Annotated in this window: 19 protein-coding genes; 10 read left to right on the top strand and 9 right to left on the bottom strand. The window is 48.3% G+C overall.

Annotation, left to right across the window (positions count from 1 at the left end; translation table 11 throughout):
- Nucleotides 1-10: 10 nt before the first annotated feature.
- Nucleotides 11-1,027, bottom strand: a complete 1,017-nt coding sequence (gene hpsE, locus DXZ20_RS12130; RefSeq protein ID WP_163667858.1) for a hormogonium polysaccharide biosynthesis glycosyltransferase HpsE — start codon at nt 1,025-1,027, stop codon at nt 11-13.
- A gap of 723 nt (nt 1,028-1,750) precedes the next feature.
- On the opposite strand from hpsE, the gene nrdJ reads away from it, so the two are divergent.
- Nucleotides 1,751-3,928, top strand: a complete 2,178-nt coding sequence (nrdJ, locus tag DXZ20_RS12125; RefSeq protein WP_163698428.1) for a ribonucleoside-triphosphate reductase, adenosylcobalamin-dependent — start codon at nt 1,751-1,753, stop codon at nt 3,926-3,928.
- A gap of 370 nt (nt 3,929-4,298) precedes the next feature.
- Here the strand turns inward: nrdJ and DXZ20_RS12120 are convergent, their stop codons facing one another.
- Entirely contained in the window at nt 4,299-4,469 is a 171-nt protein-coding gene (locus DXZ20_RS12120) for a hypothetical protein (protein ID WP_163698426.1), read from the bottom strand.
- Nucleotides 4,470-4,735: 266 nt separating this feature from the next.
- Between DXZ20_RS12120 and DXZ20_RS12115 the strand changes: the two genes are divergently transcribed.
- A complete protein-coding gene (locus DXZ20_RS12115; RefSeq protein ID WP_163698424.1) occupies nt 4,736-6,211 on the top strand; it encodes a DEAD/DEAH box helicase in 1,476 nt (491 codons plus the stop codon).
- Here DXZ20_RS12115 and DXZ20_RS12110 read toward each other — a convergent pair.
- Nucleotides 6,208-8,112, bottom strand: a complete 1,905-nt coding sequence (locus DXZ20_RS12110) for a sensor histidine kinase (protein ID WP_250565730.1) — start codon at nt 8,110-8,112, stop codon at nt 6,208-6,210. The two genes, DXZ20_RS12115 and DXZ20_RS12110, sit on opposite strands and share 4 nt — an antisense overlap.
- A gap of 560 nt (nt 8,113-8,672) precedes the next feature.
- Between DXZ20_RS12110 and DXZ20_RS12105 the strand changes: the two genes are divergently transcribed.
- Nucleotides 8,673-10,589 carry an ABC-F family ATP-binding cassette domain-containing protein gene (locus DXZ20_RS12105; RefSeq protein ID WP_163698420.1) on the top strand — a complete coding sequence of 639 codons (1,917 nt, stop codon included), beginning with the start codon at nt 8,673-8,675 and terminating at the stop codon, nt 10,587-10,589.
- Nucleotides 10,590-10,689: 100 nt separating this feature from the next.
- Here DXZ20_RS12105 and DXZ20_RS12100 read toward each other — a convergent pair whose 3' ends face one another.
- The gene (locus DXZ20_RS12100; protein WP_006515333.1) at nt 10,690-10,977 is read right to left on the bottom strand and encodes a hypothetical protein; all 288 of its coding nucleotides are present in this window, start codon (nt 10,975-10,977) and stop codon (nt 10,690-10,692) included.
- A 385-nt stretch (nt 10,978-11,362) separates the two neighbouring features.
- On the opposite strand from DXZ20_RS12100, the gene DXZ20_RS12095 reads away from it, so the two are divergent.
- Nucleotides 11,363-11,734 carry a hypothetical protein gene (locus DXZ20_RS12095; protein ID WP_163698418.1) on the top strand — a complete coding sequence of 124 codons (372 nt, stop codon included), beginning with the start codon at nt 11,363-11,365 and terminating at the stop codon, nt 11,732-11,734.
- 128 nt (nt 11,735-11,862) lie between these two features.
- On the opposite strand, the gene DXZ20_RS12090 is transcribed toward DXZ20_RS12095, so the two are convergent.
- The 3 genes from DXZ20_RS12090 to DXZ20_RS12080 form a co-directional block, all read right to left on the bottom strand.
- A complete protein-coding gene (locus DXZ20_RS12090; protein WP_163667873.1) occupies nt 11,863-12,267 on the bottom strand; it encodes a hypothetical protein in 405 nt (134 codons plus the stop codon).
- Nucleotides 12,268-12,270: 3 nt separating this feature from the next.
- On the bottom strand, nt 12,271-13,323 hold the full coding sequence (locus DXZ20_RS12085) for an ABC transporter permease (protein WP_431732049.1): 1,053 nt from the start codon (nt 13,321-13,323) through the stop codon (nt 12,271-12,273).
- A gap of 74 nt (nt 13,324-13,397) precedes the next feature.
- Complete coding sequence (locus tag DXZ20_RS12080) at nt 13,398-13,925, bottom strand: adenine phosphoribosyltransferase (RefSeq protein WP_163667875.1); 528 nt, start codon at nt 13,923-13,925, stop codon at nt 13,398-13,400.
- Nucleotides 13,926-14,083: 158 nt separating this feature from the next.
- Between DXZ20_RS12080 and DXZ20_RS38495 the strand changes: the two genes are divergently transcribed.
- Entirely contained in the window at nt 14,084-15,040 is a 957-nt protein-coding gene (locus DXZ20_RS38495) for a peptidoglycan DD-metalloendopeptidase family protein (protein ID WP_163698416.1), read from the top strand.
- A 9-nt stretch (nt 15,041-15,049) separates the two neighbouring features.
- Here DXZ20_RS38495 and DXZ20_RS12070 read toward each other — a convergent pair whose 3' ends face one another.
- On the bottom strand, nt 15,050-15,544 hold the full coding sequence (locus DXZ20_RS12070) for a tetratricopeptide repeat protein (RefSeq protein ID WP_163698414.1): 495 nt from the start codon (nt 15,542-15,544) through the stop codon (nt 15,050-15,052).
- Between the two features lie 294 nt (nt 15,545-15,838).
- Between DXZ20_RS12070 and DXZ20_RS12065 the strand changes: the two genes are divergently transcribed.
- A complete protein-coding gene (locus DXZ20_RS12065; protein WP_163667881.1) occupies nt 15,839-16,405 on the top strand; it encodes a pentapeptide repeat-containing protein in 567 nt (188 codons plus the stop codon).
- Nucleotides 16,406-16,502: 97 nt separating this feature from the next.
- Here DXZ20_RS12065 and DXZ20_RS12060 read toward each other — a convergent pair whose 3' ends face one another.
- Nucleotides 16,503-17,216, bottom strand: a complete 714-nt coding sequence (locus DXZ20_RS12060) for a 4'-phosphopantetheinyl transferase family protein (RefSeq protein ID WP_163667884.1) — start codon at nt 17,214-17,216, stop codon at nt 16,503-16,505.
- 252 nt (nt 17,217-17,468) lie between these two features.
- Here DXZ20_RS12060 and DXZ20_RS12055 point away from each other — a divergent pair, with 252 nt between their 5' ends.
- From DXZ20_RS12055 to DXZ20_RS12040, 4 genes are all read left to right on the top strand, one after another.
- Nucleotides 17,469-18,674: an NAD(P)/FAD-dependent oxidoreductase gene (locus DXZ20_RS12055; protein WP_163667886.1), complete on the top strand. Its 1,206-nt coding sequence runs from the start codon at nt 17,469-17,471 to the stop codon at nt 18,672-18,674.
- Nucleotides 18,675-18,812: 138 nt separating this feature from the next.
- Entirely contained in the window at nt 18,813-20,222 is a 1,410-nt protein-coding gene (locus tag DXZ20_RS12050) for a DCC1-like thiol-disulfide oxidoreductase family protein (RefSeq protein ID WP_163667889.1), read from the top strand.
- Nucleotides 20,223-20,314: 92 nt separating this feature from the next.
- Nucleotides 20,315-21,604, top strand: a complete 1,290-nt coding sequence (locus DXZ20_RS12045; protein ID WP_163698411.1) for a proton extrusion protein PcxA — start codon at nt 20,315-20,317, stop codon at nt 21,602-21,604.
- Between the two features lie 187 nt (nt 21,605-21,791).
- The coding region (locus DXZ20_RS12040) for a protein kinase (RefSeq protein WP_163703477.1) at nt 21,792-22,147 on the top strand (356 nt) is incomplete at its 3' end.

The raw sequence follows: 22,147 nt of genomic DNA, 5'->3' as shown, positions 1-22,147 counted from the left end.
AATTGATATCTCAAGATTTATTTTTTAGAAACCTAAGCAATAGTAAACGCCAGATATAAAGTGGGCTGACCAAGCTGCAAAGATAGAATTCTAGCTCACATGCCGGGACAACCTTGGTTTGGAGTAGTGTGCGGTAAGTCACCACATGGTGTAGGGCTTTAAGCAAATCGCTGGCTATAAACACCCAAAACATAAAGGGACGCTGCCAGGAGGGCATGTTGAGCATGCGAGTCACGTGGCGGCTGAGGCCAATGCCTCGGAAAAATGGCAGCAGATAACTGCGCTGCAAACGACGGGCTGGGATCTGATGCCAAACCTTCATGTCGGGGTTGTGCCAAATTTCCCAGTTACCTCTGCGGATGTGGGCGATGGCTTCTAAATCTTCGCCCGTGAGCATTTGTTCGTCATGACGCCCGGTCAAAATGAGTTGACGGGGGACGTTTTTCAACCAAGCCTGCCGCCGCACCACTAGACCTGCAGAGGGTGGCAAGACTCGCTGGCGAGGCTGATAAACATGGGCTTCATCACCTCGCTGAGTTAGGGCGAAGAATGACTGGATCCGATGAAAGTCATCGGGGAGCGTGCCTTCAAACTGGCCATAGATTTGACTGCCGTAGGCCCCAACATGTGGGTGCTGCTGGCCAAACTTATAGGCCGTTGCTACCCAGTTATCAGCCGGTAAATTATCGTCATCTAAAAAACCAACCAGTTCGCTCTTAGCCGTTTCCATGGCTAGCTGGCGAGCGTAAGCGGCCCCTTGACGACCCTCAAATAAATACCGCAACGGAATGTCAGACGACCACTTCTGCTGGTATTCCTGGACGACTGCAGCTGTAGAATCGCTGCTGTTGTTGTCGATTACAAAAACTTCCCAGCGCAGTATTTGAGTATTAAGCTGCTGCTGTAGTCGATCGAGAACAGCCGGAATACGCTGGGCACCGTTATAGGTGCAAATAGCAATCGTGAAGTCACATGGCCGCTGCACTGTCTCTGTTAATGGAGAGGACAACACTACTGAATGGCTCATGGTCAATGGGTTGATTCACAGCATTGGATACAGGGAAGTAGAACTAACTTCGGAAAAACCCGTAAAAGGAATTGAGTTAATCGTTAAGACAGGAAATCTTTACCAAACACCACGAGAATGCTATATGGAGCATTATGTAAGCCCAGTGCCAATTAGAGTATCTATAACCATATATTCTTTAGGTCCTCTATATATGGCTACCCTCATATTGCAGCTTACCGGTCAACCTATTAGTAACTTTAGTAATTTGACCACTTTTTAAATCGCACCTGGCTCACAACCCTAGAACTGAGCTTTAAAAAATAGCCTTGATCCAATGGAATCAGGCCTTGAACGTTGCTTGGATGTGGATGTAAATACCCCTGGGTCTTGCAATTAATATAGCCTGACAACGGTATATCGTCTCCCCTTACGTCATCTTGCTAAATCGTCGATTAGTTCGTTAGTTAGGATTGACGGCTGTTTAGGGGTTTTAGTTCACGTAATGGATAAAAAATTTACTGATCGCTACATCTAGCGTTCGCCCTAAAGGCAAGACGCTAGATTTTTTTTGATGGTGGTGTTAGGCTTTATTTCCATGTGCCATAGCACATTTAGAGTGTTAACAAGTATTGGGGACATCATTGGCGCTACATGTGCTGTTTCCCAAGGTTTGATGTACATCCCCATCGTTAACGACCCTATTTCACTCACACCCTTAGATTCGTAAGGAAGTCCAGACGAATGGTTCAAGAGTTAGAACGACTACGTACAAAAACGCCTTTCCCTGGAACTGCGCCAGCGGCCTATCCAGTTTTTTATCGTACCTATAGCCGTCGTTTGGACGATGGACAGCGGGAATCTTGGTATGACGTTTGCGATCGCACCCTAGGCGGTCTGGTGGAACTGGGTAAGCTGACGGCGGACGAAAAGGCCCTGGTGCAGCGAATGCAGCGGGAATTAAAGGCGCTGCCGTCGGGTCGTTGGCTCTGGGTCGGGGGGACTGAGTGGAGTAGGCAGCAGAAAAATTTCTCTGGGGCCTATAACTGTACCAGCACCAATGTGGTGGACTGGCGTGCCTTTGGTCTGATGATGGATTTAGCGATGATGGGCTGTGGCACCGGTGCGATGCTAGAGCCTAAATACATCGATCAGCTGCCAGTGATTCGTAATCGGTTAACGGTGACCATGGCTGGCGATGTGGGGGCTACGCCTGTGGCTCAGCGTCGTGAAGAAACGGATGTCGTGGTGGATGGCAACCGTGTTGAGATCCGTGTTGGTGATAGTCGTAATGGCTGGGTGATGTCGTATCAGACGATTTTAGAGCTTTCCAGCCGTGAAGACTTCACGGGTGATGTAGATGTGGTCGTTAATCTGAGTGATGTGCGTCCTGCGGGGGAAAAGCTGAAGGGATTTGGCGGCATGGCCAATCCGGTGAAGCTGCCGGGGCTATACAATCGCTGCGCCACAATTTTAAATAAAGCCATTGGCCGTAAGCTCAACTCTGTGGAGTGCTGTCTGTTAATTGATGAAGCTGCGGCCTGTGTGGTGGCTGGTAATATCCGGCGGTCGGCGGGGATGCGTCAGTTTGACAGCCATGATGAGCAAGCGGCGGCGGCTAAAGATAATCTGTGGCAACAGGATGCTGACGGCAACTGGCGAATTGACCCTGAGCGTGATGCGCTGCGTATGGCTAACCACACGCGGGTGTTCCACACCAAGCCATCCTTGGAGGAAATGACCAATGCGGTGCGTAAGCAGTTTTACTCCGGTGAGGGGGCGATTCAGTGGGCGGGTGAAGCAGAACGCCGTGCCCAGGGCGAAGGGCGCTATGGCCTAAACCCCTGCGGTGAAATTTTGGGCCAGAACTTCCACTGCAATCTGGCGGAAATTCACTTGAACCAAATTGATCCAGAGAACCTGCAGGAACAGGAAGATGCCTTCCGTGCCGGTGCGATCGCAGTTGCTGCTCTGCTCAATCACCAGTTTATCGAACCCCGCTATCAGCAATCACGGTTGGATGATCCCATTGTCGGCGTATCCTTTACCGGACTATTTGACTTCTTTGTGCAGGCCTTTGGGGTGGGCTGGCTGAAATGGTGGGAAGCCGGTCGTCCAGACACTATGCAAGGCTTGCAGTTTAAGGCCAAGGAGCAAGAGTATCTAAGCCGTTGGAAGGCCATTGTCCATGGGACGGTTTGGGACTATTGCGATCGCCATAACATCAAGCGTCCCAACCGCTGCACAACTGTGCAACCTGCTGGTACGAAGAGTCTCCTCAGCGGTGCGTCTTCTGGTTGGCATCCACCTAAGTCCCAACGCTTTATCCGTCGCATTACCTTCCGCAAGGATGATCCGGTGGCCCTGGCTTGTATTGACTATGGTTATGCGGTGGTGCCATCCCAGTCTGATAAAGATGAGAACGGCAACCTGCTAAATGATCCTTTTGATCCCCGCTGTACTGAGTGGCTAGTGGAAATGCCTGTGGAGGTGCCCTGGGCTAATTTGCCAGGGGCAGATCAGATTGCCATTGAGCAGTTCTCTGCCCTGACTCAGTTTGATTTCTACATGCAGGTACAGCGGCACTATACGGCGCATAATACCTCGGCTACTATCGAATTTCGTGAAAATGAAATTGAGGTTCTAGCAGAACGCATTCACCGGGCGATTCAAAATGACGAAGGCTATATTTCTTCGGCCCTACTGGCACGCTTTGATGATCTGCAAACATTCCCACGTTTGCCGTTTGAACCCATTGATAAAGCACGCTACGAGGAATTGTGTAACGAGGTTCTAGCCCGTCGTTCCACCGAGAATTTCCATGCAGCGTTAGAGCGTTATGATGCGGGTGAACTGATTGAAGCTGGTCCGGCAGGCTGTGATTCTGATAAGTGCCTGTTGCCGGAGAAGACGCCTGGCTAGGGGCAATGGGGAATAGACAGTGGAGAGTGGGGTGATTTCTTAAATAGTCACTCACCTTACTAGGGTTTGTTCTATAAACCAGGGTTCTCTTGCGCTGGTTTTAGATAATTACATCTGAGGGGGGATTCACAATTTTGCGAATCCCCCCTCAGGTGTTTAATTTAATTTTGAATTGTTGTCTTATACAACATCCTGGTTATCTGCACCCAATATCGAAGGGCAACCACAAGGGATTGCCCCTACGGGATTGTCCCTGATTAATCGGAGTGACTGAATTCCGATTGGTATTAGAACGGGTTAAGGATGACGGATAATCATTGCATGGGGTTGACAAACAAACGTGAGCCCATAGACCTTAGTCTCTAAAGTCTCAGGATTTTTTCTTAGGGCTGATGGAGACGCCGCCGTCGCCGCCAACGCTGACTATAAACTCAGATGAGTTACCGGATCGTGTTTTGGACTCTTTTCCCTGATGTTTGTTGCCATTGAGCAGCATAATTAAACCGGCAAGAGTCAAACCTAGAATCATTGACATATCCATATGACGATTCTCCTTGGTAAATGCTACGGATAAATACAGTTTTGAACCTATCGATTCCAGAGCAAAGCTGCATGGGTTCTCGGATAGTTGATTTAATTGTCACCAAATGTCCATAAACGACCTCGGTGATTACACGTAGTCGACAAAAAAATGTAGGAGACTTAACGTTCCTTTAATCAGGAACTAGGGTAGATAACTGAGCTTGGTATAGTTAGCTACTGTTGTTGTTGCGGTCTTCACGCAACCCGTTTTTATGTTTTCTGTGTATGGTGCGTATACCCACGCTGCGGTTTGATCGCGGCACATTAATTTTGCACCCGCCGCCGCGAGGTAAGGGGTGGATTGATCATGCCGTGTGGGATGACCGCATTGAACGGTTTCGGATCCCGGCCCACTGCTATCGCCCATTGTTAGAGACGCTGCGTCGTGAGCAGGTGGAGGTGAATGATCAGGCGTCTGACTTTACCGCTTTGGAACTAACGCCTCGTCTGACGTTTAAACCTTATCCCCATCAAAGCGAAGCTCTCCAGGCTTGGCAGCAAAACAGGTGGCAAGGGGTGGTGGTTTTGCCGACAGCGGCGGGTAAGACTTACCTGGCTCAATTAGCGCTACAGGCTATTCCCCGCAGTGCTTTGATTACGGTGCCCACATTAGATTTGATGCATCAGTGGTATGCCCATTTAGAGACGGCATTTCCCGATGCGGATATTGGTTTGTTGGGTGGGGGCAGTCGCGATCGCACCGATATTTTAGTGGCGACCTACGATAGTGCGGCGATCCATGCAGAGAGTTTGGGCAATCGCTATGGCCTATTGGTGTGCGATGAATGCCACCATTTGCCCAGTGACTTTAATCGGGTGATTGCTGAATATGCGATCGCACCCTACCGATTGGGGCTCACCGCTACCCCTGATCGGGCTGATGGACGCCATAGCGATCTCGATCAGCTACTGGGGCCAGTTGTCTATCACAAAACGGCGGCTGAATTGTCTGGTCAGGCGTTAGCCCCCTATCAAATTGTGCAGCTAAAAGTCTCTTTGTCAGAAATTGAGCGGCGGCGGTATGCAGAGCTGATTCAACGACGCAACGACTTTTTGCAGCAGTCTCGGATTTGGCTTGGCAGCCCTGAGGGATGGAAGCGATTTGTCACCGCCAGTGCACGTTCGCAAACGGGGCGTCGGGCAATGCTGGCTCATCGTGAGGCTAAAAATATTGCCCTGGGCACCGCTGGCAAACTGAGGGTATTAGAAGATCTGTTGGCTCAGCATTACCCTGAACGCACCATCATTTTCACCAATGACAATGCCACAGTGTATAAAATCTCCCAAGATTTTTTGATCCCTGCCATTACCCATCAAACTCCGGTAAAAGAGCGGCGTGAGGTTTTGCAAAGCTTTCGCACAGGAGACTATAAGACCATTGTTGTTTCCCATGTGCTCAACGAAGGGGTGGATGTTCCTGACGCGAGAATTGCAATTTTGTTATCAGGCAGTGGCTCTACTCGGGAATATATTCAGCGTTTAGGTCGTGTGCTCCGTAAGGGAGATGGGAATAAATTAGCGATCTTGTATGAAGTGATTGCAGAAGAGACTACGGAGGAGAATATTGCCCGTCGACGCAAACAGTCCCCACGTAAACGAGAACCAGATCAGCGGGATAAGGGGTATCGTACAGATGTCGGGCAGCTGCCCTTGGTGGCGGAGTCCAGTCCGGATTGGCAGTCTGAAGATCTACCCTATTAACTTGCGACTCTGGCGGATTTGGCGATGGCTGGATCAGCGGGTAATACGTCGATGGGTAAGGTGATAAGAAACTCAGTCCCTTTACCTACCTTAGAGCGTACTCGGATTTTGCCGTGGTGCTGTTGAATAATCCTAAAACAAATGCCTAAGCCTAGACCTGTCCCTTTACCCACTGGTTTTGTTGTGAAAAAGGGGTCGAAAATCTTTCTGCGGATCTCGCGGGGAATGCCGGGACCTCGGTCACAGATAATAATTTGAACATGCTTGTTATCAACCCTGCGGGTGATGATTTTTAGCTTTTTGCGATCGCAATTAGCCTCAAACATGGCATCTAAGGCATTGACAATTACGTTAGTAAATACTTGATTAAGCTGAGCGGGATAACAGCGCACCAGGGGTAGCTCACCATATTTCTTTACAACGGTGACTTCGTGTTTGATGCGGTGATTGAGGATAAGTAATGTGCTATCAATGCCCTCGTGGATATTAACATCTTTGACCGTGGCCTCATCCAGACGGGAGAAATTGCGTAACGACTGGACAATTTCATGGACTCGTTCTGTTCCCACATTCATTGAACCCAAGAGCTTATCCAAATCTTCTAATAAAAAGTCAAAATCAATTTCTTCTAACTTTTGAAGAATTGCTAAGGACGGTTCTGGATACTCTGTTTGGTAAGTTTTGATCAGCTCTAGTAAATCCTCAAAATATTCCTTTAGAGGCTCGATGTTACCTTGAACAAAACTAATGGGATTATTGATTTCATGGGCAATGCCAGCGATCATCTGGCCAAGGCTAGACATTTTTTCAGTTTGAATCAGCTGGGTTTGGGTCGCTTTTAGCTCCTTTAAGGTGTTGGATAGTTTTGTTGTTCGCTGTTGTACTCTGCTTTCCAATGTTTGGGCCGCTACTTCTAGTTCATAGGTATAATGGCCAACCCATTCAATCAGCTGATTGACAGACAGGGCTAAAATACTAATATCGTCTTGCGTACTGGCAGGTGCCCGTAAATCAAAGCGACTTTCTCCGGCTACTTGTTGTGCTATCAGAGTAATATCTTGAATGGGTCTGGCTATTCTTTTTGCAATCCAATAGCCAAGGATAGAGGTAATAAATGACCCACCTAATGTGACAATGGCGATAAAAAACCAAAGTGCGTCTTTTGCCTGAGTTAACGACTGTTGGGAAATCAGTAGCACTAGCTGAAACTGTTCACCATCGAAGCTAGCCAGAGAAATAGACTCCGCTAAGAATTTCTGACGATCGATAGTAATACAATCCTGGAGATTATCGAGACTTAGTTGATCTAAATGGACAGTGTCAGATGAAAATGTGGAGGCGACAATTACATCATCTGATAAAACAATGATCTGTTCTTGAATCGTTAAATTAATTTGATTGAGAAAATCACTATCAAGGGCTGTACCCAGTAGAACGCCGCCGATTACCCCTTGATCACTTTTAATGGGTGCAGTACCAATTAAAACAGGAGGTCCAAAATTATGGCTACTGACAACATCAGTAATCTCTGATCCTTTGATTAGTAGGTTATTGATCTCTTGGTCGTTAAGATTGAAACTCTGTAGTTTAGTATCTTTGTCGTGAAATAGTTGTCTTTTATTATGATCGATAATATTAGTAATATCGGTCTCTAAAATCCCTTCGAGGGGGAGTATTGTTTGCTGGAGTTGATTGATATCTTGATTGATGATTGCCTGAGTTATGAAGGCTTCAATGGATAAAAAACGGGCCCCTTGCCGTAGAGAAGCCATTTCTCGATAAATATCTCTCTCAACCAAAGCAGCAAGTTCTTCTGCCTGCTCCTTTTTATCTTGTTCTAACTTATGTGAGAAAAACTTTCCTACTGTAGCAACGCTGACTACCCAGAAACCTAGAAACATCACAATGAAAGGCACGCTAATCTTTAGTGGTAGTGATGCTCTCTGGTATTTAAGTAGCAACCTTTTGAAGTACAGCAAGCCCATGGGTTAAAACATTATTCCAGACTAATTGGTGTTGATTGGAAGATAGTCGCTATTACCTAAAATTTGTTGTCCTTCAAGGTATAACGCATCCAGGTTTTGCTCATAATACGTAGATGCTGAAGTCAAATCCGTCATAAATTGGGCTGGTCCACGAGTCTTCAATTCTCTATTCATCAAGTACCCCAGGTGTTTAAAGTTTGTGAAAAATCTTCAGTTGATTGGCAACTTTATTGGATGATTTTCGTCTTGGAAAGATGGGATAACATCAAAATAAAAAAGACACCATTATCTATTTCTTTAACGCAATAACAATGTCTAATGTCTATTGAGGTCCGTGACTATGACAGTATGCGTGGGGCATTGTTGAGTTAAGGTATGGCGGCATTGAGCCAGCTGCCACCATTAATGGGATGCTGGTCCAGAATCATAGGTCGGCCACCCACGTTACACTAGCTACGGTTGTTCTGCGTTGACTAATGACTCTGCTGGCTTTACGGGACATAAATAAGGACTTTGGCATTAAGGAAATTCTTCGGGATGCCAGCTTTAGTATTGAGGAAGGGGACCGGGTGGGGCTGATTGGCACCAACGGTTCGGGTAAGTCAACGCTGCTAAAGATGATCGCGGGTATAGAACCCATCGATAGCGGCGAAATTTGGAAGAATGCCAGCAGCAAAATTGTCTATTTGCCCCAGCAGCCAGACTTGGATGAAGACCTGACGGTACTGGAGCAGGTGTTTGCCGATAGCGGTGACAGTATGGCGCTGGTGCGGGAGTATGAGCTGATTTCTGCTCGGTTGGCGGACGCGACAGGAGATACGAACCAGCTGATGGCGATGCTATCACGGGTATCTCAGCAGATTGATCAGGCGAATGCGTGGGAGCTAGAGACTCAGGCGAAGGTGATATTGACCAAGCTGGGAATTGAGGATTTTAATGTCAAGATTGGAACGCTGTCGGGGGGATATCGGAAAAGGATTGCGATCGCAACCGCCCTCCTCTCCGAACCCGACCTCATTCTTATGGATGAGCCTACCAATCACCTTGATGCCCTGTCGGTAGAGTGGCTCCAAGACTACCTAGGCCGTTATCGTGGTGCCCTATTCCTGATTACCCACGACCGCTATTTCCTGGATCGAGTCACCAACCGCATTCTAGAAATTGATCGAGGTGAGCTGTATCCCTACTCAGGCAACTATAGTTATTACCTAGAGAAAAAAGCGGCTCAAGAAGATGCAGCTGCCAGCAGCCAGAAAAAGCACGCTGGAGTGCTCCGACGTGAGCTAAAGTGGCTACAGCGCGGTGCCAAGGCCCGTAGCACTAAACAAAAAGCCCGCATTGATCGCATCCGCGATATGCAAAACGCTGAGTTTAAGCAAGTCCAGGGCAATGTGGAGATTGCCACTGCCGGTCGCCGCATCGGTAAAAAAGTCATTGAGCTAGAAAACGTCACCAAAGGCTACGATGACCGCATTCTGATCAAAGACTTTTCTTATTTATTTACCCCAGAAGATCGCATTGGCATCATTGGCCCCAACGGTGTGGGCAAGTCCACGTTGATGAATATTATCACCGGGCGCGAGCAGCCTGATGCTGGCATCGTTGAGATTGGTTCTACTATTCACATCGGCTATTTCGACCAGTATTCCGACGATGTGAACATTAATGAAGACCAGCGGGTGATCGATTATCTAAAGGACGTGGCTGAGCTGGTAACCACTGCCGATGGTACGGTGATTACCGCTTCTAAAATGCTGGAACGATTTCTCTTTCCGCCCGATCAGCAATATGCGCCAATCCATAAGCTTTCTGGTGGTGAGCGACGACGTCTGTTTTTGTTGCGGGTGTTGATGCAGGCTCCTAATGTACTGATTCTGGACGAGCCTACCAATGATTTAGACGTGCAGACCTTAGGCATCCTAGAAGACTATCTAGAAGACTTTAACGGCTGTGTGATTGTTGTTTCTCATGATCGTTATTTTCTCGATCGTACTGTTGAAAACGTGTTTTCGTTTGAAGGGTTAGGTAATCTCAAGCAGTATCCTGGAAACTATTCAGTCTATTTAGACTATAAAGAGAAAGCTGAACAGAAAAAGAAGCTTAAACAGGAAGCTGCTGCCAAACCACAGAAAACTCAAAATTCAAAACCCAAAACTCAAACCTCATCAAAGCCCAAGAAAATCTCCTATAAAGAAAAGCGTGAGTATGCCTCTTTGGAAGAGAAAATTCCAACTTTAGAAGCAGAAAAAGGAACCCTAGAAAACCAGCTGTATACTAACCCACCTAGCGACTACAACGAAATGCAGGTACTGTCTCAGCGATTGGCAGATCTGACAACGGAGATTGATACGGCAACAGAGCGGTGGATGGAGTTAGCGGAGCTAATGGAGTAAGTTTTGAGTTTTAAGTTTTAAGTTCTTATTTTGGGTGGACTGCCTAAAAATTATTAAGGCAACTTGATGTATTCTCTTAAACTCAAAACTCAAAACTTACTTAACTACGTTTTAAAAACTCTACCTGTGGCACTAGCGGATCGTTAACGACTCCTACACCCTCATAGCCCCAGCGCTCCATCATTTGCTTAAGCTGTGGCCCACTGATGGGTTCGACGGCAAAGCGATTAGCGACTTCAGCTGCATGCTGATTAACATAGCTAAGGGCTTCATAGTCAGCGTTAAAAAGCATCAAAAACCCTTTTGAGGTTTCAGTATTGCGAGGTTTCGCAGCGAGATATTGCCCGTCGTGGGTGGAGCGTAGTAGATAGTAAGATTTGGTGAACATAGTATACGAATTGCTTTATCCTTACGCTAAGAGAAAAGTTCTCAATCGCCTACGTTCCTGTTGCGAAGCTTAATTGATCTAGGTGGGGGTGGTTGGCTAGAGACCTTTGTTTAGAAGTCAAACCAAAAATCATAGTTCATTCCTTGAGGGGGGTAGACAACTTTTTCATCAGAAAGAGAACGAACGTTGCTGAAGCTATATACGAGATTTGAAACAGTTGATGCAAAAAGGTATGCCACAAAAAGGGTTGGTACTTTGTGGATATTTCAGCGGACGGACAGCGTGAACCGGTGAAAGTTGAATAACCTATTAGTGCACTGTTACTGGACGGCATGCCTTGATGACCTATCGCCACTTGCTATTAGTTATCCTTCTGCTGTCCACTATGGTTGGATGCCGCATGGGAGGACTATTTCCCCAGCGCAGTCTTGTCGCCGATCTGCAAGCCAATGATCGTGAATTGAGCCTGGCTTCCATTGGCCCTAACACTTGGAATCGCATGTGTGTGCTTGCGCCATATACCACCAATAATATGGCCCAATCTACCCTTGGATTTCCTTGGGATGTAGAAGTTCGAACCGGTATAGAAAAGCGTGACGATATCTATGTGCTTGTGTTCGTCAACGAGGACCAAGTAGCCATGTATCTTAAAATGCCACGCCACGGAGGGGATTTACTCCACTCAGAAACGTTGTGTTTTGAGTTTTCTGATGAAACACTCTATCGAGATGAGTTGGGAAACTGGACAATTCAATGACACTAAAATGCAGTTGTATTGTCCAAGCCAGCATTACCGAGGATAGTAAGCTTTAATGCACGCTGCCTTCGCATGACCGTACCTGGGGGAAGTTGAATTTTTTCTGGAGAAACCACAGCGTACATGTTTCAATACCGTCCGTTAAACTCACGGAATACATACATGTTAATAGCCGCTACCACAAAGCAGATGATAAAGATTAATACACGAATGCCGTAGATGGGTTCATTCATCAGCTGGCCATCAGCAAAGATCGGGGTAAATGAAGGTTCTATTTTTGCCATGATGAACCCGGCAACGAAGGCCGTAATGGTAGAGGTGGCTTGAGAGAGATTTTTTAGTTCATTGCTGGTGTTTGGAGCGACCAGGAACCCTACTAACCATCCCCCGGCCCAACCGGAAACGGCAATTAATATCGTTTGGGCAAAGCCTGGGTCGTTTAATTCACCGTGGACCCGGTTCGCTAACCAAATCACGATGCCAAATACTATAAAGCCGACAAGTAGACCACTGTAGGACCTAAAAGGCTGCATGGTCTAATTCATCTTTGAGAGTTTAATGCGCGGGTCCACAAAGGACAGCGCCAGGTCAGCCAGCAAGTTACCAACGATTAGCATGGTGGCTCCCATCATTAGACTGGCCATAATCAAGTACAGGTCTTGGGACTGCACTGCTTGTAACGTTAATCGTCCCAGACCTGGCCAGCCGAAGAAATATTCAGTAATAAATGCACCACTCAGTAAACTTGCAAATTCAAACCCTAGCAAAGTAATCAAAGGATTGATGGCATTGCGCAGGGCGTGGGTATAAATGACTCGCTCTTCTGGGAGACCTTTTGCGCGGGCAGTACGGATATAGTCCTGTCGCAATACGTCGAGCATTTGGCCCCGCATCAGTCGCTGTAGGCCTGCAAAGCTGGTAATGCTGAGGGCCAGTGTCGGCAAGATCATGTGCCAAGCCACATCTAGCACTTTGCCAATCCAGTTGAGGTCGTCATGGTTGATGCTGGTGCGTCCGCCCACTGGAAATAGGGGAGTGGTGAGCTGAGCAAAAAATAGCAACAGCAGACCCGTAATTAGGGCGGGAAAACCTTGGCCAATGTAGCTGAGTACCCGTAGGATACGGTCGGTAAATTTGTTGTGATTAACGGCCCCAATGATGCCCAGAGGAATTGCAATGGCCCAGGTAACGATAATGGATGCAATGGATAGCAGCAACGTATTGGGGATACGCTCTGCCAAGATTTCTACCGCTGGGCGTTGATAGGCAAAACTCACACCAAAATTGAGCTTGGTGACCACCTGGTAAATCCACTGAAAGTATTGCTGCCAAATGGGTTTATTGAGTCCAAACTGTTCTTCAAACTGCTGGATAGTTTCAGGAGAGATCTGTGGATTTTGTCGCTGAGCATCTAAAAAGTCCCCAGGTGCTAGCTGAATGATAAAAAAGCTAAAGGCTGAGGCCAGTAGAAGCGTCAATAATGCCTGCAAAATGCGCTTGAGCACATAGAGCGTCGTCTCACTGGTGAGCACCATCTGCAGTGTTTGCAATGGTGAACGAGATTGGGTAGAAGTGGGCTCTGCAGTCATGGGCAACGAAATTAAAGTTGGGTGCAGAATTTCGTTGTAGGGGCGCAGCATGCTGCGCCCCTACAGGCGTGATCTCAGTATGACAGTAGCGTGGTTATGGGAATTCCGTCAGGGAGTTTTTGGCGACCATTCAATTCGCTTAGCTCAATTACAAAACTAAAGCCTGCAATGGTTGCGCCAGTCTGCTCAATCAACTTTGCTGTGGCTGCTGCTGTGCCGCCAGTGGCCAGTAAGTCATCTACGATCAGGGGGCGGTGACCGGTATCTAGAGCATCCTGGTGTACTTCGAGGCTATCTTGCCCATATTCTAAGGCGTAGGAGACTTGGTGGACAGCGGCGGGGAGCTTGCCGGGTTTGCGGACGGGGATAAAACTCAGACCGAGTTGGTAGGCAAGGGGCATGCCAAAGATAAAGCCTCTGGATTCAATGCCGACGATGCAGTCTGGCTGATGGTTGACGGCTTGTTCTGCCATCAGATCAATAGTGGCTCTCAGGCCGTCAGCATTTTGTAGCAGAGTTGTAATATCTCGGAAAAGGATGCCAGGTTTGGGAAAATCGGGTATCTCACGAATCAGTGCATGGATATCTGTGGTGGACTTCACGGTGGGGGCTGATGCAGGACGGCCCTATTTTATACTCTGTGGGGCTGTTGTTGTGTCGGTCACGTGTGGGACTGACCAACCTGTCAGTTTTGCCTTGCCTTCCGGTGAGATTCCAGTAGGATAAGGGGCAGAAAATGTCCGCGAGGCTGTGTTTATCTGTGAATAACGTTCCTCAGTCGCCAGCTGCCCCTGCTAAACGTCGCTGTACCGTTACAGTATCTGCGCAGGCCTGGCACGGTTCAAAAGCGGCGGCGCAAGCGGTGGGTTGTGGCAGTATTTCAGAGCTACTGGAAAAACTAGGCAATGGTGAGCTGGTTATTGTCACTGCCGATGAAGTGGGACCGCCTATTGATCAAGGGAGCTCTCCAGTCAGTGATGAGCCGTGGGGAACGTTTGCAACGGATATTCCCACAGCCCAGGCTCGGACAGTCACAGCATGGTCGTCAGATTCAGTTAATACCCAGGTAAAGCCCTATCCTACTAATCAAGGAGCGTCTCAAACCAAACAGCTTCGATTTTCCCTTGGCAGATTGCCAAAGCTAGCCCTGACGGCAACCTGCGCGTCACTTATTTTGTTGCCCATTCTCTATGTGTTAGACCTGCGGCTGTCAGGGCCTAAGAGAGCCATAGTTGATTTTCAGAGTGCGTTGACCCTGAAGACGGGCGATACGATCGCAGGTTATGACGTCACTGACCATATGCGCATCCGGCCTGTGCATCCGGTAACAGGTGCCATTAATGTGCCCCATAATGGTGTGGATGTGGCGACCCCGTCAGGTACCCCAGTGTATGCGGTGGGGGTGACGGGAGACCAGGTTACGGTGGAATGCTGGTGGGATGTGGATGGCGGTGGCTGGGTTGCCAATCAAACTACAGAATCCTACCCGAAACTAGTGTTTCAGTCCCTGCATTTGCTAGAAAATGAGTGCCGTTCGGGACAATTTACTAGCGGCGAAGTGATTGCCCTGACTGGCAATAGCGGTCTGGGGTCAGGCGAACACTATGATTTTCGAGTCAAACTCGACGGAAATTATATTGACCCTCCAAAACAGTTTCTAGAAGCGGCTCTGACGGGTAAAACCTTATCTCGTGACGGTCAGCTAGCGGACCTGTAATACCAGTTTTTATTGCAATGGCTGATCGGGACTGCACACTGTAGACCAAAATTCTACATCTGTGCGAGAGTCGAGAACGCCTGTGAGCTGGCTGCGATAGCCGGTTAGACGCTCTCGTTCTAGGCCCTCAGCATAGGGGATAAGCTCATCGACAGTGGCGGTAACGCAGACCCAATCTTTGGTTTGAGCTGCCAGGTTTAGCCGGGCTTGAAGGGTATCGACCTCTGCTTGAATAGCGTCAAGGCGATTACGCTTGATGTAATACTCCATGTTTGCGATCGCATTCAGGGCATAAACATCATCTGGCCGTTCCTCTAAAGCCCGACGAAAGTTAATGAGTGCTGTCTGATAATCAAATTGATTTGCATAGGTATAGCCCAGGTTCATTGCTTGGGTATAAGCGTCTTCTGGCTCCGGCGTCGTTTCAATTTGCGCCAGGGCCACTGTCCCAGGCAAAAGCATCGACAAACCTAAAAGTGAGCTCCATAACCACTGCTTTGCCATTAATCGCCTAATTGACCTCTGTTATTTTCGATATTGTTACCACGGATTGCTACGAAGCAACCCCATCGACCATAAGGTTTATGGGATGAAGTTACGTGAACCGGAGTTCAACATAATTGAAGGAAACTGAAGCATTAGGCTACCCCGCCTGTATTTCAATGTTTCATGATGCAAAGGGCATTAGCCACAAAAACTGAGGTTGCGTCGTGTCTCGTAAATTGTTACATTAGTTTACATTAATATAAGTTTACAAAAGCCTGCACACTTTCGGTGCTGTACTGACAAGTTGCTGTTTTGGGCGATGTAACCCTATCCGACTCTGCACTAGCGGTTGAGGAACCACCTTTGGAAGCATCTCAGTTAATTAGACGATATAACATTGGTCAGCGTCAGTTTGATCGAGCAGATTTGCGTGAGGCCCAGCTGCCTGAAGCGACGCTGAATGGCTCATGTCTGAATTATGCGGACTTAACATGGGCTAACTTGAACCAGGCGAATCTGGAAGCAACTCAATTGGTGGGTGCGATGATTTGGCGAGCCCATCTAAGCTGGGTCAATTTGAAGCGAGCCGACTTGTGTCGAGCCTTAGTATTGCGCAGTTGTTTCACATTTGCCGATTTATCCGATGCATCACTACAGCGAGCGGACTTACGTTTGAGTGATTTTAGGCAGGCAAACTTGCAGGGGGCAAACCTACAGGGCGCTAAGCTCTGTTTTGCTGATTTGAGTGGTGCTGATTTATCCTATGCCAACTTGAGTGGTGCTGATTTGACTGGTGCGATTGTGCGGGGTGTTAACTGGTCCAATGTGCGCCTGGATGGAGTGATTGCCAAATCAGTTGAACCGCCTGCCTTGGTTTAGTGCTGTGTGGCGTAAATCTATCCACTAGGGATGTGGATGAGGGGATGCAATAGCCGCTACATTTCGGCCATCGGGTTGCTAGTTTATAGTCCTCTCCTTAGGCCCAAAGCCGTATTTGAGTGATTTCTGGTGCGACAACCACAGCTGCTGTATATCCGTCGCAGGGAGTAAATATCTGTAGCTGCCATGGTTGACCTGTTACCTTTAATTGCGGTGTTGGTGACAGGTCAACTTCAATGCCAGCTAGGGATTCGCTGATACCCTGGCCTGTGGCTTTGAGGTAGGCCTCTTTGCATGTCCAATATTTTAGAAAAGCGCTGCTGTGCTGTGTGGGTGAAATGCTGGCAAGGGACTGTTGTTCTGATGGTGCCAGGCAACGCTTGATCAGGCCGTCTAATCTATCCATAGAGCGCAATTGCTCAATATCTACGCCAACAACGTGTTGGGCAACACCACACAGGGCATATTCACCTGAGTGAGAGAGATTAAATTGCCAGTCACAATGCTTGTGCAGGGATGGCTTGCCATGGGTCCCATAGTTAAAAATAAGGTCAGCAGGACTGGTTTGACAGTAACCGGCCAAAATCTGACGTAGACTACTGCGGGCAACTGCAAATTTACGCTGATCGGCGGCAAAACGATAGCGATTCATGCGGTTGAGCTCATCTTTTGACAGTAAATCCACTTGTGCTGGTCGATCCAGGGGAATGCGCCATAGATCCATTGTGCTGTGGTCTATGGTTTGGTAGCAATCAGCTGGAGCTTGCCTCCAAGTTCTATGCTCAAGATTGTCTTGGATTGCCTTTGTCATAGTCTTGGGAAGCTGCCAGAATTAACCATAGGGCTTTCATTATCTTAATCCTGAGGGTTGCCGAGTCAATCTTGTTGACCGCAAGGATTTGTAGCCCAAGACTGCAGCGACTGTGGGGGATGCTGCGTTGGTGACTATGTTGGCTTCTAAACAACTAAACGTTAGAGCACCCATGGTCAGAATTATAGTCAATCGCTTTATGTAAATCTGGAAGTATTACTACCGGTTATTGCTATTAAATAAATAGTCCATATGGCCCTATCTCCTGCGCAAACGTCTTATTCCGGTCGTTCCACTAACTATTGCCCACGTATTGTGATTGTTGGTGGTGGATTCGGCGGTTTGTATACGGCGTTATATCTGCAGAAATATCGTCATCTTAGGGACAGTGCCATTACCCTGATCGAGCCTCGCGAACGATTTCTTTTTACACCACTGCTATACGAAGTTTTGACTGAGGAGTTGTTGCTTTGGGAGGTCGCGCCTGCTTACCAGAGCTTGTTAATGGGGACCAATGTCCAATGGCAGCAGGATTGGGCTGACCATATTGATCTAGAACAGCAGCGAGTCATGCTGCGTCAGGGTGACAGTCTCCCCTATGACTATCTAGTGGTCTCTACCGGTGCTAAAACGCGACCATTGCCAATTCCTGGTATTCGTGAGCATGCCATTACGTTTCGCAGCCTTGATGATGTGGTGACTGTTAAGGCTCGGTTAGATCAGCTGGTCCAGGCTGCACACCCGGTTGCTGTCACCGTTATTGGGGCTGGAGCGAGTGGTGTTGAATTGGCGACAAAGGTCGCTGATCGTCTTGGTCAAAAAGGGCAGGTGCGGTTGGTGGATCGTGGTCATCAAATTCTTAAGCCCTTTCCTAAAGGACTGCAGCGTCAGGCCATGGATGCCCTGTTGCAGCGTAATGTAGACGTGCTGTTACAAACCCAGATCAATCAGGTAGGGCCTACTACAGTGGGGTTAGACGAGGGTGATATGCCCAGCCATCTCACCCTTTGGGCTACGGGAACTGAGCCGGTTGAATGGCTAGGTACCCCCGTGCGTACTAATGATCAGGGACAGGTGTGGGTGCGTTCTACGCTACAGCTAGAAGACTATTTCAATGTTTTTGTGGTTGGAGATGTGGCGGCTCAACCAAAGCCGATTCCCAACACCGCCCAGGCTGCCTATCAAGCTGCCGCTGCTGTGGCTAGCAATTTGGCCTATATGACGCGACAGCGACAGCCCAAATCTTTTCGCTATTTGCACCTGGGTGACATGTTGGCCCTTGGCAAGGGAACCGCTGGGGTATGGAGCTTTGGCCTTAGTTTGGGTGGAAAACTAGGTGGCATTATTCGCCGAGCTGTGTATATTCATCGTCTACCCACCAATCGGCATCGATTGAAGGTGGCCCGTCGTGCCCTACAACAGATTGTCGCTGGACTTTGGCCGTTTAAGAAATCGTAGAATTGGTTTGGATGATGGGGGTTACTGAACTGGCCTAAGTGTTTCTGGGTGAATGGTTGCTAAATTACCTTTGCGTTGATTTTTTTGTGAGGTGGGCACTGCCCACCCTACGTGCTCCTTTGTTACCTGTTTTCTGCCATGATTTCTCGCTGGCTTAAACCCCTTGAACATCGTTATGGTCTCGATTTACGTTCCTTAGCGCTGCTGCGTTTGGGGCTGGCGTTGGTGATTCTCTTCGATGTGTGGTTCCGCTTGGGCAATGTAGTGGCTGATTATACTGACCAGGGGACATTGCCTCTTAGTGCCCTGGGAGCACTTTGGCTGCCAGGGTACTGGTCGATTCATGCGTTAAGTGGCTCAGTGGTGTGGCAGTGGGGGTGTTTTGCGATCGCAACCTTTAGTGCCCTACTTATGCTGATCGGCTATCGTACTCGCTGGGCTACCATCGTGGCCTGGCTCATGTTGATCTCATTGCATAACCGCAACCCTCTGATCGTATCGTCAGCTGACGATGTGCTGCGAGCCATGGTTTTCTGGGCCATGTTTTTACCGTCGGGCAGCAGCTACTCAGTGGACCAGGCATTAAACATGGCCAAAACTCCCCAGCCGAAACGTATTGTGACCATGGCCACCGTGGGGTTGATGGCTCAACAAAGCTATATCTATATAGCGTCTGCCCTGTCTCAACCCCTGAGCGGTGGTACCGGGGTGGGTATGATGGCCATGGTGTTGGCATGGGTAGGCCCCCTGCTACTCTGGAGCCCAATCAAAACTGATGTTTGTCGCCTGTTGGCCGTTGTGCTCTTGCTGCTTTTCCACATTGGCGGGGCACTTACCTTAAACCTGGGCTTACTGCCTATGATCAGCTGTATTACCTGGTTAGCCTTTGTGCCCTCATCGGTGTGGGATAACTTAGCTGAGCGCACATTTACCCCCAAACACCTAGGACTCAAAATTTATTACGATGCGGAGTGTGGCTTTTGCAAAAAGGTTGTGCATCTGATTAGGACGTTTTTAATTTTGCCGCGTCGAGTCCCATTGCAAATTACCCAGAGTGATCCGGTGATCCAGACCGCGATGGAAACCCACAACTCCTGGGTGATTGTCGATTGGCAGGGACAGCATCATTACAAATGGCATGGCATTGCCTATGTGGTTAGTCTCTCACCTGTGTTTCGTCCCCTAGCCCATGTACTACGAGTGCCTCCGCTGATGGCCGTGGGTACTCGCCTCTATGAAACCATTGCCAGTAATCGTCGCTTTGCTGGTAACTTTACCAAGCCCTTTAAATATCAGTCGTTTACCGTCCGCTCCCACCGTGTTTTCAGCGTGCTCGCTCTGGTTGCGCTATTGTTGATTACCCTGTTGAATCTGCGCAGTATTACTGCCTACGATGCCATGGCTACGAGTCAACAACCGGCTGTGGCGTTACTGCGTCAGGTAACCGATGGTCCGATAGTGCGAAGTCTAGCCCCTTTAGGCCAAGCGGCCCGGCTGGATCAGTCCTGGCACATTTTCTCCCCTGATGCTGATGGACAAGAGAGTTGAGTGCGATCGCAACCCTACCCAAGACTCCCCATTCCCCACTTCCCTGGACTTGATACTATAGTTCTGGCATTCCAGCGCACCCCAGTATCTCCATGCAGCTTCGCGCATTTTTTCGCAACGCAGGGCAGTGGCTTTTTAAGTCTCCTGACCAATCACTTGATCAGGCCTACGGAGCTGCTTTAGCTATCAAAAAGATAGAAGACGACTACTTCGACGGTAAACCCATCACTCAAGACAATAGTGAGTACGGGGACAGTGCCTATCGCTACATCGAAGGAGAAGTTGAGCGTAACATTGCCCTAATTCGGCAGCGAATGGAGGAATTTGAAGCTACTCGATCCAGCCTTTCTCAAGGGCGGCAGATGGAAGTGCAGTCCTACGACGATCAGCAGGATGAATATACCCTCGATCTAATTGATCAATCTGCCATCATCTTCAAGAAATTACGGTTTATTGATGAGATTTTGGGGCGCTACAACGACCTGTCTGCTTCGCTCACCTTGAGCAAGGTCAATGACACCAAGACAACTCAGCAAAATTCAAATAATGTCGCAGGCAAAACTGAGAAGAGCCGAGCCGGACTAGCCGCTCGCAGTAGCGTGTTACCACGCTCCATCTTGCGTACGGTCGATCGGGTTAAACAAGATCTCGATCCTAAGGCTGAAGCTGACGTGATGCGCGGTTTTCGCAAATCTCAGAATAAGACGAAAATAGCCTTACGCTTTATATTGCTCCTGGTGATTGTGCCCCTGCTTACCCAGCAGTTGACCAAGCACTTCATTGTTGGCCCTGTGGTGGACTATGTGCGCGAAACCACAGCAGCTGAGGTATTTCTCAACGATGAGATGGAAGAAGAAGCCCTACATGAACTACAGCAGTTTGAAGAGCGACTGCGGTTTGAGGTGATTTTGGGCAAAGTGGCTGCCCTGAATGAAATTCAATTAGAAGAGCGAGTATTAGCCAAAGCCTTAGATATTGAAGAAGAGTATCGTGAACGTAGTGCCGATTCAGTCAAAAATGTTTTTGCCGATATTTTTGCGGTGTTCGCGTTTTCACTATTGTTGAGTACCTGCAAACGTCAGGTTGCCACCCTCAAGGCCTTTATCGATGAAATTGTTTACGGCTTGAGCGATAGTGCCAAGGCATTCATCATCATCCTGTTCACGGATATTTTTGTGGGATTCCACTCTCCCCATGGCTGGGAGGTGTTATTGGAAGGTCTATCGCGCCACCTGGGGTTTCCGGCCAACCGCGACTTTATTTTTCTATTCATTGCCACGTTCCCGGTGATTTTAGACACGGTGTTTAAGTATTGGATTTTCCGTTATCTCAATCGGATTTCGCCATCCGCCGTGGCCACCTACAAAAATATGAACGAATAGGGGGAGGCCACTGGTAGAGACGTTCCATGGAATGTCTTTACCAATGGCCATAAAAAAAATTAAAGACGGTGGTTGCATCCGTGGGAAAACCCACTACACTGACCAATTAGTCCCGATACTGGTAGGGGGATACTTCCCCCGATCAACTTTTAGTGGGGCGCACACTCACCTGTGAAGGAGCCGATCAATGAGCACACCCTGGGAACCTGGCACCCCGTTGGGCGCACGCTATAACGTACTGCGAGAACTGGGAGAAGGGGGGTTTGGTCGTACCTATTTATCTGAGGACCTACATCGGTTTAAAGAGCTTTGCGTGTTGAAAGAATTTGTGCCCCAAATTGACGATCCGGGCTTATTAGCCAAGGCGCAGGAACTATTTGAGCGGGAAGCCAAGGTACTTTATCAGTTGGAGCATTCCCAGATTCCCAAATTTCGCGAGTTGATGCGGGAAGGCGGCCAGCTATTCCTGGTACAAGACTATGTGGCAGGGACTACGTACCGTAGCTTGCTAAAAAATCGTCAGGACTATGGCGGTCATTTTAG

It is taken from the genome of Adonisia turfae CCMR0081 (genome assembly GCF_011009555.1).
Lineage (GTDB): Bacteria > Cyanobacteriota > Cyanobacteriia > Phormidesmidales > Phormidesmidaceae > Leptothoe > Leptothoe turfae.
Note: the sequence above shows the minus strand (reverse complement) of the source record. Positions and strands in the feature narration are given on the sequence as shown.

Coding starts and splice junctions, on each gene's coding strand:
- DXZ20_RS12115 (WP_163698424.1), top strand. CDS start 4,736: ATGGTGCGTATACCCACGCTGCGGTTTGATCGCGGCACATTAATTTTG.
- DXZ20_RS12070 (WP_163698414.1), bottom strand. CDS start 15,544: ATGGCAAAGCAGTGGTTATGGAGCTCACTTTTAGGTTTGTCGATGCTT.
- DXZ20_RS12050 (WP_163667889.1), top strand. CDS start 18,813: ATGATTTCTCGCTGGCTTAAACCCCTTGAACATCGTTATGGTCTCGAT.
- DXZ20_RS12090 (WP_163667873.1), bottom strand. CDS start 12,267: ATGCAGCCTTTTAGGTCCTACAGTGGTCTACTTGTCGGCTTTATAGTA.
- nrdJ (WP_163698428.1), top strand. CDS start 1,751: ATGGTTCAAGAGTTAGAACGACTACGTACAAAAACGCCTTTCCCTGGA.
- DXZ20_RS12085 (WP_431732049.1), bottom strand. CDS start 13,323: ATGACTGCAGAGCCCACTTCTACCCAATCTCGTTCACCATTGCAAACA.
- DXZ20_RS12110 (WP_250565730.1), bottom strand. CDS start 8,112: ATGTTTCTAGGTTTCTGGGTAGTCAGCGTTGCTACAGTAGGAAAGTTT.
- DXZ20_RS12105 (WP_163698420.1), top strand. CDS start 8,673: ATGACTCTGCTGGCTTTACGGGACATAAATAAGGACTTTGGCATTAAG.
- hpsE (WP_163667858.1), bottom strand. CDS start 1,027: ATGAGCCATTCAGTAGTGTTGTCCTCTCCATTAACAGAGACAGTGCAG.
- DXZ20_RS12060 (WP_163667884.1), bottom strand. CDS start 17,216: ATGACAAAGGCAATCCAAGACAATCTTGAGCATAGAACTTGGAGGCAA.
- DXZ20_RS12100 (WP_006515333.1), bottom strand. CDS start 10,977: ATGTTCACCAAATCTTACTATCTACTACGCTCCACCCACGACGGGCAA.
- DXZ20_RS12045 (WP_163698411.1), top strand. CDS start 20,315: ATGCAGCTTCGCGCATTTTTTCGCAACGCAGGGCAGTGGCTTTTTAAG.
- DXZ20_RS12120 (WP_163698426.1), bottom strand. CDS start 4,469: ATGGATATGTCAATGATTCTAGGTTTGACTCTTGCCGGTTTAATTATG.
- DXZ20_RS12095 (WP_163698418.1), top strand. CDS start 11,363: ATGGTTGGATGCCGCATGGGAGGACTATTTCCCCAGCGCAGTCTTGTC.
- DXZ20_RS12055 (WP_163667886.1), top strand. CDS start 17,469: ATGGCCCTATCTCCTGCGCAAACGTCTTATTCCGGTCGTTCCACTAAC.